Source organism: Klebsiella oxytoca NBRC 105695, assembly GCF_001598695.1.
Classification (GTDB): Bacteria; Pseudomonadota; Gammaproteobacteria; order Enterobacterales; family Enterobacteriaceae; genus Klebsiella; species Klebsiella oxytoca.
On sequence record NZ_BCZK01000003.1, the window covers coordinates 1 to 14,304 of the forward strand.

12 protein-coding genes are annotated in these 14,304 nt (G+C 54.7%); 4 read left to right on the forward strand and 8 right to left on the reverse strand.

Features of this window, described 5'->3' with window-relative positions:
* Window positions 1-125: 125 nt before the first annotated feature.
* Together KO1_RS05885 and mdtD are read left to right on the forward strand one after the other, a co-directional pair.
* On the forward strand, window positions 126-827 hold the full coding sequence (locus KO1_RS05885; protein ID WP_004107328.1) for a FadR/GntR family transcriptional regulator: 702 nt from the start codon (window positions 126-128) through the stop codon (window positions 825-827).
* A gap of 12 nt (window positions 828-839) precedes the next feature.
* A complete protein-coding gene (gene mdtD / locus KO1_RS05890; RefSeq protein ID WP_004107327.1) occupies window positions 840-2,237 on the forward strand; it encodes a multidrug transporter subunit MdtD in 1,398 nt (465 codons plus the stop codon).
* On the opposite strand, the gene rbsR is transcribed toward mdtD, so the two are convergent.
* The 7 genes from rbsR to kup all read right to left on the reverse strand — a co-directional run bounded on the left by rbsR (window position 2,234) and on the right by kup (window position 10,136).
* A complete protein-coding gene (rbsR, locus tag KO1_RS05895; RefSeq protein ID WP_004107325.1) occupies window positions 2,234-3,217 on the reverse strand; it encodes a ribose operon transcriptional repressor RbsR in 984 nt (327 codons plus the stop codon). The two genes, mdtD and rbsR, sit on opposite strands and share 4 nt — an antisense overlap.
* A gap of 12 nt (window positions 3,218-3,229) precedes the next feature.
* Entirely contained in the window at window positions 3,230-4,162 is a 933-nt protein-coding gene (gene rbsK, locus KO1_RS05900) for a ribokinase (protein ID WP_024274853.1), read from the reverse strand.
* Between the two features lie 98 nt (window positions 4,163-4,260).
* A complete protein-coding gene (gene rbsB / locus KO1_RS05905; RefSeq protein ID WP_004107321.1) occupies window positions 4,261-5,151 on the reverse strand; it encodes a ribose ABC transporter substrate-binding protein RbsB in 891 nt (296 codons plus the stop codon).
* A 27-nt stretch (window positions 5,152-5,178) separates the two neighbouring features.
* Window positions 5,179-6,144, reverse strand: coding sequence for a ribose ABC transporter permease (gene rbsC / locus KO1_RS05910; RefSeq protein ID WP_004855792.1), 966 nt, complete (start codon window positions 6,142-6,144; stop codon window positions 5,179-5,181).
* Between the two features lie 5 nt (window positions 6,145-6,149).
* Window positions 6,150-7,655, reverse strand: a complete 1,506-nt coding sequence (rbsA, locus tag KO1_RS05915; protein WP_004107317.1) for a ribose ABC transporter ATP-binding protein RbsA — start codon at window positions 7,653-7,655, stop codon at window positions 6,150-6,152.
* Between the two features lie 10 nt (window positions 7,656-7,665).
* Window positions 7,666-8,085: a D-ribose pyranase gene (rbsD, locus tag KO1_RS05920; RefSeq protein WP_004116762.1), complete on the reverse strand. Its 420-nt coding sequence runs from the start codon at window positions 8,083-8,085 to the stop codon at window positions 7,666-7,668.
* 182 nt (window positions 8,086-8,267) lie between these two features.
* Entirely contained in the window at window positions 8,268-10,136 is a 1,869-nt protein-coding gene (gene kup, locus KO1_RS05925) for a low affinity potassium transporter Kup (RefSeq protein WP_004107313.1), read from the reverse strand.
* Window positions 10,137-10,353: 217 nt separating this feature from the next.
* Between kup and ravA the strand changes: the two genes are divergently transcribed.
* Window positions 10,354-11,853, forward strand: a complete 1,500-nt coding sequence (gene ravA, locus KO1_RS05930) for an ATPase RavA (protein WP_004107311.1) — start codon at window positions 10,354-10,356, stop codon at window positions 11,851-11,853.
* Entirely contained in the window at window positions 11,850-13,298 is a 1,449-nt protein-coding gene (viaA, locus tag KO1_RS05935) for an ATPase RavA stimulator ViaA (RefSeq protein WP_004107310.1), read from the forward strand. Before ravA ends, viaA begins: the two co-directional genes overlap by 4 nt.
* 7 nt (window positions 13,299-13,305) lie before the next feature.
* Here the strand turns inward: viaA and asnA are convergent, their stop codons facing one another.
* Window positions 13,306-14,298, reverse strand: a complete 993-nt coding sequence (gene asnA, locus KO1_RS05940) for an aspartate--ammonia ligase (protein WP_004107308.1) — start codon at window positions 14,296-14,298, stop codon at window positions 13,306-13,308.
* Window positions 14,299-14,304: the final 6 nt, after the last annotated feature.

Consider the following 14,304-nt stretch of genomic DNA (forward strand, 5'->3'; position numbering starts at 1 on the left):
CCGCCTCTTTTTTCATCATTACGCCGTGTAATGTAGCAAAAAAGCGGCGTTTTGCCGTTTTAACCAACGAAGCACGCCGCCAGATGGCATACTGATAAGGTAAAAAAGAGAAAGGAACGGCATTTATGTCTTTAAGCGCACAGCAGTTGGCGGCACAAAAGAACATCTCCTGGGTATTAGCGGAGAAACTAGCTCAAAAAATCCTGACCGGGGAATACCCGCCAGAAAGTATCCTTCCCGGAGAGATGGAACTGGGTGAGCAGTTTGGCGTGAGCCGTACGGCCGTGCGTGAAGCGGTTAAAACGCTTGCTGCGAAAGGGATGCTTTTACCTCGTCCACGGATCGGAACGCGGGTGATGCCCCGCAGCAGCTGGAACTTTCTCGATAAAGAACTACTCGCATGGTGGTTAACGGAAGATAATTTCGCTGAAGTTGTCGGCCATTTCCTCGTTATGCGCGAAAGCCTGGAGCCCCAAGCCTGTTTTCTGGCGTCAACCTCAGGCACGCCGGAGCAGAAGGCTCAACTCAACGCTTTGATGGAGGAGATGGTTGAGCTAAAGAGGAACTTTCAGCGCGAGCGCTGGATTGAGGTCGATATGGCCTGGCATGAACATATATATGAAATGAGCGGCAATCCTTTCCTGACCTCTTTCGCTTCTTTATTTCATTCGGTTTACCACACCTACTTCACTTCGATTACCCAAAATGAAGTGGTGAAGCTGGATCTCCATCAGGCAATCGTTGATGCCATTCTGGATAGCGACGGCTTGCGAGCGCTGAGCGCCTGCCAGGCGTTGTTGAGTGCACCCAACCATTCCGACAAATAGTAAAGGTATCGAATGACCAAAAAGAAAGCCCGCAGTATGGCCGGGCTGCCATGGATCGCAGCGATGGCTTTTTTTATGCAGGCGCTTGACGCTACCATTCTGAATACGGCCCTTCCCGCTATCGCCCATAGCCTTAACCGTTCACCGCTTGCGATGCAATCGGCCATTATCAGCTACACGTTGACAGTAGCCATGCTTATCCCGGTCAGCGGTTGGCTGGCCGACCGCTTCGGCACGCGGAAAGTATTTATCATCGCCGTCAGCCTGTTTACCCTCGGTTCCCTGGCCTGCGCGCTTTCCAACTCCCTGATGGAACTGGTTATCTTCCGCGTCATTCAGGGCATCGGCGGAGCGATGATGATGCCGGTTGCGAGGCTGGCGTTACTGCGCGCCTATCCGCGCAGCGAACTGCTGCCGGTACTCAACTTCGTCACCATGCCTGGCCTGGTCGGCCCTATCCTCGGCCCCGTGCTCGGCGGCGTACTGGTGACCTGGGCAAGCTGGCACTGGATATTCCTGATTAATATTCCCATCGGCATTATCGGAATCGTCTACGCTCGCAAGTACATGCCGGATTTCACCACGCCACGACGTCGCTTCGACACGCTCGGTTTTATCCTCTTTGGCCTGAGCCTGGTGCTGTTTTCCAGTGGAATCGAGCTGTTTGGCGAGAAGATTGTTGCCACCTGGATGGCTCTGGCCGTTATCGCCCTGAGCATCGTTTTAATGTGGGCCTATATTCGCCACGCTCGCCGTCATCCCACACCGCTCATTTCGCTATCCTTATTTAAGACGCATACCTTCTCTGTTGGGATCGCGGGAAACCTGGCCACGCGCCTGGGCACCGGCTGCGTTCCGTTCCTGATGCCGCTGATGCTCCAGGTTGGCTTCGGGTATCCGGCGATTATTGCTGGCTGCATGATTGCGCCTACGGCTATCGGTTCCATTATTGCGAAATCAACCGTCACCCAGATACTTCGCTGGTTCGGCTACCGTAAAACGCTGGTTGGGGTCACGGTATTCATCGGCCTGATGATTGCTCAGTTTTCGCTGCAATCTCCGGATCTGTCGATCTGGATGCTGCTGCTGCCGCTATTCGTTCTGGGGATGGCGATGTCCACTCAGTTCACCTCAATGAACACCATCACGCTCGCCGATTTAACCGATGAAAACGCCAGCAGCGGCAACAGCATGCTGGCCGTTACTCAGCAACTCTCTATCAGTCTCGGGGTCGCCGTTAGCGCGGCGGTGCTGAGGTTTTATGAAGGATTTGATAGCGCAAATACCATTGAGCAATTTCATTACACCTTTATTACCATGGGGGCTATCACCGTGGTATCGGCGCTGGTATTTACCTTATTAAGAGCAAAAGATGGCCGCAACCTGATTAAGGAGCGGCATAAGCGTTAGGCTGAGCCACGAACCACCAGCTCAGGCGTTAACTGTACGCGCTGCTGTTTTTGTCCCGGATCGGCCATGCGGTGAATCAGCACATCGATGGCCAGTTCGCCCAGCTCATCTTTCGGTTGATGAATTGTGGTTAGCGGCGGCGTCATATAGCGCGCCAGTTCGATGTCGTCATAACCCACCAGCGCCATGTCCTGCGGAATACGCAGGCCGCTCTGGTAAAGGGCCTGATAGGCGCCCACCGCCATCGCATCGTTACCGACAAATACTGCCTGCGGTAGCTCTGACAGCGTCAGCAGCGTCTGCATGGCGCTGAATCCGCCGCCAAATTCAAAATCGCTGCTAATCACATATCCTTCCGGTACCGCAAGTCCGGCTCGAGTCATCGCAGCCTGATATCCCTCCAGGCGCAATCGGGCTGGCGTTTTATCCAGCGGACCTGCGATACAGGCAATCCGACTATAGCCCTGGTCAATCAGATACTGGGTCGCCATATCGCCGCCGAGCAGAGAGTTATCCTGAATCAGATCGCTATCGCCGTCGAACGGCGCCCAGTCCATCATCACCGTCGGTACAGAAGGATAGCGCTGCATAATTTCCGGCGAAGGCTGATGAGTTTCAGTGCACAACAGGAGTAAACCATCGACGCGCTTTTGCATCAGCGTCTCAAGATTACGGTTCATCCGCTGCTCATCGCCTTCGGTATTACACAGCACCAGGCTATAGCCTCGCTCAAAGCAGCTACGTTCCACGCCGCGCACTAGCTCCGAATAAAACGGGTTGGTACTGGCGGTAATAAGCATGCCTATGGTGCGGGTTTGGTTTAATTTAAGGCTGCGCGCCAGCGCAGACGGCGCGTAGTTCAGGCTTTTAATCGCGGCATCGACTTTAGCGGTAATTGCTTCGCTAACGAAACGATCTTTGTTGATGACATGAGAAACCGTCGAAGTGGAAACGCCCGCTATGCGGGCTACATCCTTCATGGTGGCCAAGCGTTACCCCTGTTGACGTAAAAATTCGTCTATTTCTTTTCGCCAGGGCACGGAGGGCTGGGCCCCTTTGCGGGTGACGGCGATAGCGGCGGCGGCATGGGCAAAACGAATCGCCTGCGCCAGTTCACTACCTTCAAGCAGCGCGGTGACCAGCGCACCATTAAAGGTATCGCCAGCGGCTATGGTATCTACCGCCTGCACTTTAAAGCCGGGCACCCGACGACCTTCACCTTCGCAGCTGGCCCATACGCCACGGCTGCCAAGGGTAATGATCACCGTACCGATACCTTTATCATGGAGCACTTTGGCGGCTTTTGCCGCATCATCGTCGCTTTCCACGCGCACGCCGGTGAGCTTTTCCGCTTCGGTCTCGTTAGGGGTAATGATATCTACCAGCGTGAGCAGCTCATCGGGCAATTCACGTGCCGGCGCCGGATTGAGGATGACTGAGGTTTGATTCTGGTGAGCGATTTTCGCCGCGGCCAGTACGCTTTCCAGCGGTGATTCCAGCTGCATCAGCAGCGCCTGCGCGCCAGCAATACGCTCTTTTTCCGCATCAACCTGCGCAACGGAGAGCGCGGCATTAGCACCGGCATGAATACCGATAGTATTCTCACCTTCAGCGTTAACAAAAATCAGCGCCACGCCGGTTGATTCTCCGGTGACGGCTCTGACCGGCGAAACGTCAATATTGTCGCTTTCCAGCTGGTGACGAACGCGCTCGCCAATGTCGTCATCGCCGGTACAGGCGATAAAGGAAATATTAGCCCCGCTGCGTCCGGCAGCAACGGCCTGGTTTGCGCCCTTACCGCCAAAAGCGACCTGATAGTGATGACCGGTAACGGTTTCACCAGGCGTTGGGAAGGCGTCGAGATTCAGGATGTGATCGGCGTTGATACTGCCAAGGACGACAAGTTTGCCTGCGGTTTTCATAATCAATATTCCCGGAAAGCGCGCCACCGGGATCCGGTGGCGCATGCCCTGCTTTTCTTTATTATGTTGTCCCTCGGACCGTCGCCGATCCGAATCGCACATTATTGCTTAATGACCAGTTTCAACTCAACCGGGTAGCTGGTATCCACTTTTTCGCCCTTCAGCACTTTATCGGCGGTCTCAACGCCTTTAACGCCGATCTGCTCCGGTAGCTGGGCGATGGTCGCAGCCAGTTTGCCACTATTAACCGCTTTTTCGCCATCCGGCGTGCCGTCAAATCCAACAACCATCACATCAGATTTGCCTGCCGTTTGTAGCGCACGCAGCGCGCCCAGCGCCATTTCATCGTTCTGGGCAAATACCGCCTGCACATCAGGATGCGCCGTCAGCAGGTTCTGCATGACGTTCAGACCCTTGGTACGGTCAAAATCTGCCGGCTGGCTGGCCAGTACGTTAAACTTGTGCGCAGCAACGGCCTGCTGGAAACCTTCACCACGTTCGCGCGCCGCGGAGGTCCCGGCAATGCCTTGTAGTTCAATGATCTTCGCGCTTTCACCGACTTTCTTCGCGATATAGTCGCCGGCCATCTTACCGCCCAGCACGTTGTCAGATGCAATATGGCTTACCACGTCGCCTTTTGACGCCTGACGGTCGAGGGTGATAACCGGAATTTTCGCCTGATTAGCCAGCTTCACGGCGTTACCCACCGCATCGGAATCCGTAGGGTTGATCAGCAGCAGTTTGGTGCCACGAACGGTTAAATCCTGAACGTTAGCCAACTCTTTGGCCGGGTTATTCTGGGAGTCCAGTACCACCAGGTTATAGCCAAGTTTGTCCGCTTCTTTTTGCGCGCCATCCTTCAGCGAGACAAAGAACGGGTTGTTAAGGGTAGAGATAACCAGAGCGATAGTATCTTTTGCCATCGCGTTTGCGCTTACGGTCGCACTTAACGCTACAGCAGAGACCAGGGTCGCCAGTTTTTTCATATTCATAGTTAAGATGTCCTGTAGAGTTCTCAGTTACTGCTTCTTGTTATCTACCAGTACCGCCAGCAAAATGACCACCGCTTTCACGATCATCTGGTAATAGGATGAAACGCCTAATAAATTCAGGCCGTTGTTCAGAAAGCCAAGGATCAACGCACCAATCAGCGTGCCGACAATACGGCCTTTACCGCCCGCGAGGCTGGTACCACCGAGCACCACCGCCGCAATCGCATCCAGTTCATATCCTGTGCCCGCCGTCGGCTGCGCGGAAGAGAGACGCGCGACCTCAATAATCCCGGCCAGCGAGGCCAGCATGCCGCACAAAGAATAGACGATGATTTTAACTTTATTCACGCTGATGCCGGAAAGGCGCGTTGCCGCCTCGTTACCGCCGAGCGCATAAATATAACGGCCCAGGCGAGTATGGTGCAGCATGTACCAGGCGGCCAGGAAAACGATCGCCATAATCCACACCGGCGTTGGGATCCCCAGCGGACGACCAATCCCGAACCAGCCGAACAGATCGGCGTTGTCGGTAAAGCCGGTATTTACCGGGCTTCCATTGGTATACACCATCGTCACGCCGCGCAGCAGCAGCATCATGACCAGCGTAGCGATAAATGCCTGCACGCGCCCTTTCGCCACAATCACGCCGGTCACGGCGCCGATAGCCGCGCCTAATGCCAGCGCAGCGGCCACGGCCACCAGCGCGTTGACCTCAATCCCGACAATTGAAGCAGCAACCGCGCCGGTCAGCGCCAGCAGAGAACCGACGGACAGGTCGATACCCGACGTCAGGATAACCAGCGTCATCCCTACCGCCATAATGGCGTTAACTGAAGTCTGCTGCAGAATATTGAACAGGTTATTCACGGTAAAAAAGTTGGGGCTCATGGTCGAGACAATCGCAATCAGCACCAGCAGGGCAATCAGCGATTTTTGCTCCATCAGCCACGCTTTTGTGAAGTAGCGACGACCAGAAACAGCCGGGTTATTCATCTTTTTTACTCCTGATTCACACGATTAAGCTTGCCCACAGCGGCAGCCATCAATACTTCCTGGGTGGCCTGCTCGCGTGTGAATTCACCGCCGAGATGCCCTTCATGCATCACCATGATGCGATCGCTCATGCCCAGCACTTCCGGCATCTCCGAAGAGACCAGAATGATGCTCAGACCTTCGGCTTTGAACTGGTTAATCAGCTGGTATATCTCTTTCTTTGCCCCAACATCCACGCCGCGGGTCGGCTCATCAAGGATCAATACCTTCGGGCGGGTCATCAACCCGCGGGCTATCGCGACCTTCTGCTGATTACCGCCGGAAAGCAGCCCAATGGCCTGCTCCATCGAAGGCGTTTTCACGTTAAACAGGCGGATAAAATCACTCACCGCCTGTTGTTCATCTTTGTGCTTGAGACTACCGCCGCCGCGGCTGAAGTAACGCAGCGCGGTCAGCGACATGTTTTCTTTAACCGACATGCCGAGCACTAAACCGTCGCGCTTACGGTCTTCTGAGATGTAGACGATTCCGTTGGCCAGACCATCCTGCGGGGAGCGCGTAACAACTTCGCGTCCATCCAGCGTGACCGAACCGCTGCTGCGCGGCAGCGCACCGTACAGTACCTTCATCAGCTCGGTGCGCCCGGCGCCCATCAGCCCGGCGACGCCGAGAATCTCGCCCTGACGCAGAATAAAGGAGATATTTTCCACGCCCGAACCGCACAGGTTGTCGACCTTAAGACGAACAGCGCCCGGGGCTTTGTCCAGATGCGGGTACTGATCTTCCAGCTTACGGCCGACCATCATCTCAATCAGCAGATCTTCATCCAGACTGGCCACTTCACGCTCGGCGATAAACTGCCCATCGCGAAATACCGTGACGTCATCGCAAATCTCGAAGATCTCTTTCATACGGTGGGAGATATAGACAATACCGCGCCCCTGCGATTTCAGTTCGCGGATTACGCGGAACAGGGATTCGGTCTCGGTGTCGGTCAACGCATCGGTGGGCTCATCCATAATGATGACCTTCGACTCAAAGCTCAGCACCTTAGCGATCTCAACCATTTGCTGATCGCCTATCGATAAATCCCCCACCAGCTTCTGGCTGTTAAAACGCAGATTCAGCTTTGCCAGCAGCTTATCGGCTTCGGCGTACATCGTTTTCCAGTCTATTTTGCCAAAGCGATTCACAAATTCACGGCCGAGGAAAATGTTCTCGGCGATCGTCAATTGGGGGATCAGGTTTAGCTCCTGGTGGATGATGCCAATTCCGGCTTCCTGAGAAGATTTGGGACCGTTGAAGGTGGTCTCTTTACCCAACCACAGCAGCGAACCGGCATCGCGGGAGTAAATGCCGGTCAGCACTTTCATCATCGTGGATTTACCGGCGCCGTTTTCCCCGACCAGCGCCATCACGCGGCCCGGATATACGTTTAGCGAGGCGCCGGAGAGCGCCTTGACGCCAGGGAACGATTTATCGATCCCTTTTAATTGCAATAAGGCTTCCATAGCGGCGACCTCAGAACGTCACGCCGGCACAGAGAATAACGTTCGCATACGGGGAACATTCCCCGCTGCGAATCACCGCCTGACTATCTGCGGTTTCTTTTTTAAACTGCTCATGGCTGGTGTAACGAATTTCAATGGTGTTTCCCTGGTGTTGCTGCAGCTGCTCAAGATGATTGAGCAACGTCGCGTGGAGCTGCGGATTAAGCGTTTTAATCTCTTCCGCGAGGATAGCCGCTTCAACCTGCATTTCGCTCGTCACCACCTCCAGAACCTGCATGAAGGAGGGCACCCCGTGGGTTAACGCCATATCGATACGGGCGCTGCTGCGGGGAACAGGTAACCCGGCATCGCAAACTACCAGCGTATCGGTATGACCCAGGCGGGAGATGACCGACGAAATTTCAGCATTGAGGACGGTACCTTTTTTCATTTTCTCTTTTACTCCACTAGCGAAACGTTTCGCTGGTATAAGTATTAGCAATAAGAGAACAGAAAACCATCACCAGATGTGAGAATTGTGATCGTCATCGAAACGTTTCGCAAGTCTGAAGAGTTAAAGCCAGAAGCGTTCAAATAAACAAAAAGCCCTTCATCAAGAAGGGCTTTAGCGCATCAGATTTCAACCTGGGTGCCGAGCTCAATAACCCGGTTCGGCGGGATTTCGAACTGGTCAGGCGCTCGCAGAGCGTTGCGCTGCAGCAGAAGATAAAGCTTGCCGCGCAGGCGCAGGTACCATGGCCGCTTGCCGATGATCAGCGACTCATGAGACATAAAGAAGGAGGTCTCCATCATCCGGCAGCTCAGGCCTTCCAGCCCACAGCGGTGGAAAACTTCTTCGACATTCGGCGTTTCCCGCCAGCCGTAGCTGGCTACTACGCGCCAGAACGACGGCGAAATCTGCTCAATCTGTACGCGACGAACGTTATGCACGTACGGCGCATCTTCAGTACGCAGCGTGAGCAAAATCACCCGCTCGTGCAGCACCTTATTATGCTTAAGGTTATGCAACAGCGCGAAAGGAATGACGTTCAGCGCGCGCGACATATAGACGGCGGTACCCGGAACGCGGACCGGCGGCGATTTCTCCAGAGAAGAGATCATCGCTTCCAGAGAATTACCGTGCTCATGCATCCGACGCAGAAGGCGGAAACGCTCGCTTTTCCAGGTGGTCATGATGGTAAACATCACCAGGCCGAGGGTCAGAGGCAGCCAGCCGCCGGAGACGATTTTATCGAGGTTCGCGGAGAAGAGCGGGATATCAATGCACATAAAGGCAACCAGCAGCAGCGCCACAACGAACTTATTCCAGTGCCAGTTTTGACGCGCTACCGTCGTGAACAGAATGGTGGTCAGCACCATCGTCCCCGTCACCGCAATACCGTAGGCCGCCGCCAGATTCGAGGAGTGCTCAAAGTTAACAATGACGATGACCACCGAGATATAGAGCAGCCAGTTGATAAACGGAATATAAATCTGCCCGGACTCCATTTCCGAAGTATGAATAATCCGCATCGGCGACAGGTACCCCAGGCGCACCGCCTGCCGGGTTAGCGAGAAGACGCCGGATATAACCGCCTGTGAAGCGATAACCGTCGCCAGGGCGGCAATAATCAGCATGGGAATGAGCGCCCACTCGGGCGCCAGCAGAAAGAACGGGTTTTTAATCGCTTCCGGGTGTTTGAGCAGCAGCGCGCCCTGACCAAAGTAGTTAAGCACCAGTGAAGGCAGTACTACCGAAAACCAGGCCAGGCGAATCGGCAGTTTACCAAAATGCCCCATATCCGCGTACAGCGCCTCCACGCCGGTAATCGACAGCACTACCGCGCCCAGCGCCACAAACGAGACGGTTTTATATTCGAGGAAGAAGTGTACCGCCCAGTAAGGATTCAGAGCCTGCAGCACTTCCGGGTTAGCAAAGATACTGCGCGCGCCCAGTACCGCCAGCAGCAGGAACCAGATCAGCATAATCGGCGCAAACAGCTTACCGACCATGCTGGTACCGTGCTTTTGAATGGCAAATAGCAGCGTCAGAACGATGATGGATATGGGGACCACCCACGTATCCAGGTCCGGGGCGATAATTTCCAGCCCCTCTATCGCCGACATCACCGAGATGGCAGGCGTAATCACCACCTCGCCATAAAAGAAGCTGCCGCCGATAAGCCCAAGGATCACCAGGATGGAGGTTGCGCGCGCGGAGGTGTTTCGCCCCGCCAGCGACATTAACGTCAGGATCCCGCCTTCGCCGGCATTGTCTGCCCGCATCACGAAGGTGATGTATTTGAGTGATACGGTGAGAATTAATAGCCAGAAAATGAGCGACAGGAAGCCAAAAACAGCATCACGCTCAACACCAAAGCCAAACTGGCCGGACAGACATTCACGAAGTGTATACAGTGGACTGGTACCGATATCGCCGTATACCACGCCGATTGCCGCCAGCGTTATTGCCGGCAGCGATTGCTTATTATCAGTGCTCATAGACTAGTCTTTTCGTTTATAAAACAAATGTGTGCCTAGTCCCTTGGCCCACAAAAAGCGCACAGTATGCACGATTATTTGCTGAATCGTACCCCTAACTGACATCATCTTAACCTGACTCAAAGAAAATAAATCGATTCTTCAGGCTATTACCACCCCTAAGCAAACATCTATACTCGACCTAACAACGACATTCTAAAAAGCACGCAACTCTATTATGGCTCAATCACATTTACTGGCAGAAAGAATTTCCCGGCTCAGCGCCGCTCTGGAAAAAGGACTCTTCGAACGCAGCCACGCCATTCGCCTTTGCCTGCTTGCCGCACTCAGCGGCGAGAGCGTTTTTCTGCTGGGTCCACCGGGCATCGCCAAAAGTCTGATCGCCCGACGCCTAAAATTCGCCTTCCAGCAGGCTCGCGCATTTGAGTACCTGATGACGCGTTTTTCCACGCCGGAAGAGGTTTTTGGCCCGCTCTCCATTCAGGCGCTAAAAGATGAAGGACGCTACGAGCGTTTGACCGCGGGTTATCTTCCGGAAGCCGAAATTGTTTTCCTCGATGAGATCTGGAAAGCTGGCCCGGCGATCCTCAATACGCTGCTGACGGCAATAAACGAACGTCATTTCCGCAACGGGGCAACCGAAGAAAAAATCCCTATGCGCCTGCTGGTGGCGGCGTCGAACGAACTCCCCGAAGCAGACAACAGCCTGGAGGCGCTATACGATCGGATGCTTATCCGTTTATGGCTGGATAAGGTTCAGGATAAAACCAACTTCCGCTCAATGCTGATAAGCCAGCAGGACGAGAACAGTAACCCCGTCCCGGCGAATCTACAGGTCAGCGACGAGGAGTTTCAGCAATGGCAGCAGGATATCGGCAGCGTTAAGCTGCCGGACAGCGTTTTTGAACTTATTTTCCAGCTGCGCCAGCAGTTAGATACGCTGCCGAACGCGCCGTACGTCTCAGATCGTCGGTGGAAAAAAGCCATTCGTCTGCTGCAGGCCAGCGCCTTTTTCAGCGGCCGCGACACTATCGCGCCAATAGACCTGATCCTGCTGAAAGATTGCCTGTGGCACAATATTGAGACGATGAACCTGATGTCCGCGCAGCTGGAGACCTTAATGACCAGCCACGCCTGGCAGCAGCAGGCAATGCTCACTCGCCTGGGGTCGATTATCCAACGACGTATTCAGCTTCAACAGCAGCAAAGCGATAAAACCGCGCTAAAAGTAAACCGTCTTGGCGGTATGTTCAGCCGTAAACCTCATTATGAACTGCCCGCTGAAGTGCAGGAACCCACGCTGACGCTGCTCCTCCAGCAGCCGCTTAAGCTGCACGACCTGGAAGTGATTCATATTACGTTTGTTCGTGAAGAGCTTGCTCGCTGGCTGGAGAAAGGGGGTGAGATTCGTGGCAAGCTCAACGGTATCGGTTTTGCCCAGCCGCTGAATATGGATGTCGATACCAGCCAGCATCTGGTCGTGCGCGATGTCAGCTTACAGGGGTCGCGACTTTCCCTGCCCGGTAGCGAATCGCGGGAAAATATGCCGGCCGAAATCCGGCAGCAGCTGGAAGCGCTGGACGACGAATGGCATCAGCAACATAACCGCTTCAGCGAACAGCAGAAATGTCTGTTTATTCCCGGTGAGTGGCTGGGACGCATTGAGGCCAGCCTGCAGGACGTCGGAACGCAGATTAAACAGGCGCGTCAGTCATGACGCTGGACATGCTGAATGTCATGCTGGCAGTCGGCGAAGAGGGTATGATCGATGAGATGCTGCTGGCGCTGCTGGCGGCACCTCAACTGGCGGTATTCTTTGAAAAATTCCCGCGCCTAAAAAATATTATCGCCGCCGACATTCCGCGCTGGCGGGAAGCGGTCAGATCGCGACTTAAAGAGACCAATATCCCCCCCGAGCTGGATGCGGAGGTTCAGTGTTATCAGCAATCACAGCGGCTTTCTACCTCGCAGTTTATCGTCCAGCTTCCGCAAATTTTGAGCCAGCTGCATAAGCTGCACTCCCCTTTTGCCAGCCAGGCCCAGCAGCTGGTGGATAACAACAGCACCTTTACGCCAGCGCTGCACACGTTATTCCTCCAGCGCTGGCGCCTGAGCCTGGTGGTGCAGGCAACCTCCCTTAATCAGCAACTGCTGGATGAAGAGCGCGATCAGCTACTGAGCGAAGTTCAGGAACGCATGACCCTCAGCGGCCAGCTGGAGCCGGTGCTGGTGGAAAATGACAATGCGGCGGGGCACCTGTGGGACATGAGCGCTGGCGAGCTGAAGCGAGGCGACTATCAGCTGATCGTGCGCTACGGCGACTTTCTAAGCCAACAACCCGAGCTCATGCAGCTCGCTGAACAGCTGGGACGCTCACGTGAAGCGAAAGCGGTGCCGAAAAAAGATGCGCCGATGGAAACCTTTCGCAGCCTGGTGCGCGAACCGGCCACCGTACCGGAACAGGTGGACGGGCTTCAGCAGAGCGACGATATTCTGCGTTTGTTGCCGCCAGAGCTGGCTACCCTCGGTATCACCGAGCTGGAGTTCGAGTTCTATCGTAAGCTGGTTGAAAAGCAGCTGCTGACCTATCGGCTTCACGGCGATGCGTGGAAAGAAAAGATCACCGAACGGCCGGTCACTCGCCAGGATTTTGATGAACAGCCGCGCGGACCCTTTATCGTCTGCGTCGATACTTCCGGCTCAATGGGCGGTTTTAATGAACAGTGCGCCAAGGCGTTTTGTCTGGCGCTAATGCGGGTCGCTCTGGCGGATAACCGCCGCTGCTTTATTATGCTGTTTTCCAGCGAGGTAGTGCATTACGAACTTACCGGTCCGCAGGGGCTGGAACAGGCGATCCGCTTTCTGAGCCAGCGCTTCCGTGGCGGCACCGATCTGGCCAGCTGTTTCCGGGCAGTGATTGAGCGTATGCAGAATCCGCAGTGGATCGATGCCGATGCGGTAGTCATTTCAGATTTTATCGCACAGCGCTTGCCGGATGAGGTGATCAATAAGGTGGGAGAGCTACAGCATAAACATCAGCATCGCTTTCATGCGGTGGCGATGTCGGTACACGGCAAGCCCGGTATTATGCGCATTTTCGATCATATCTGGCGCTTTGATACCGGGCTGCGTAGCCGCCTGCTGCGACGCTGGCGGCGTTAATCACGCATTAAAGAAGAGCGGCAACGCTTTGACGAACCTGTGTCGGCCATACGCCGCACTGTACCTGGCCGATATGGTCAAGCTGCAGGAGCAGCATCGTCAGACGAGACTGACCAATGCCGCCGCCGATAGTCTGCGGCATCTCTCCGCGCAGCAGCGCCTGGTGCCATTCCAGCTTCAGGCGATCTTCATCACCGGTAATCGCAAGCTGGCGCTTCAGCGCTTCGGCATCCACGCGGATCCCCATTGAAGAGAGCTCGAAGGCATCTTCCAGAACCGGGTTCCATACCAGAATATCGCCGTTCAGACCGGCATAGCCTTCAGCAGCCGGCGTGCTCCAGTCATCATAATCCGGCGCGCGAACATCGTGGCGCTGACCATCGGAAAGCTTGCCGCCGATGCCGATCAGGAATACAGCCCCCAGCTCTTTAGCAATCGCCCGTTCACGACCTTTGGCATCAAGATCCGGATAGCGACTTAAAAGCTCCTCGCTATGAACAAACTGGATCGTCTCCGGCAGAAACGGCTTGAGGCCAAATTCTTTACTGACGGCGTCTTCGGTAGCTTTGATCCCGGCATAGATCGCTTCAACGGTCGATTTCAGCGTTCCGCAGTGGCGTTCTCCGTCACCCATTACGCGCTCCCAGTCCCACTGGTCAACGTAAACGGAATGGATGGGCGTTAATCGGTCTTCATCGGGGCGAAGGGCCTTCATGTGCGTGTACAGCCCTTCGCCCGCGCTGAAGTCGTGTTGTCCCAGGGTTTGACGCTTCCACTTCGCCAGTGAATGAACCACTTCGAACTGGGCGTCTGGCAGTGTTTTCACTTTAACCTGAACCGCTTTTTCGCAACCAGAAAGGTTATCCTGAGTTCCATCGCCCACGCGGCTTAAGATCGGCGCCTGAACTTCGATCAGGCCGAGCTTCTCTTCAAGCTGACGGGAAAAGTGTGACTTAACGAAACTAATCTGGCGTTGTTTTGCGATGTATGCGGTTTTCATTTTTTA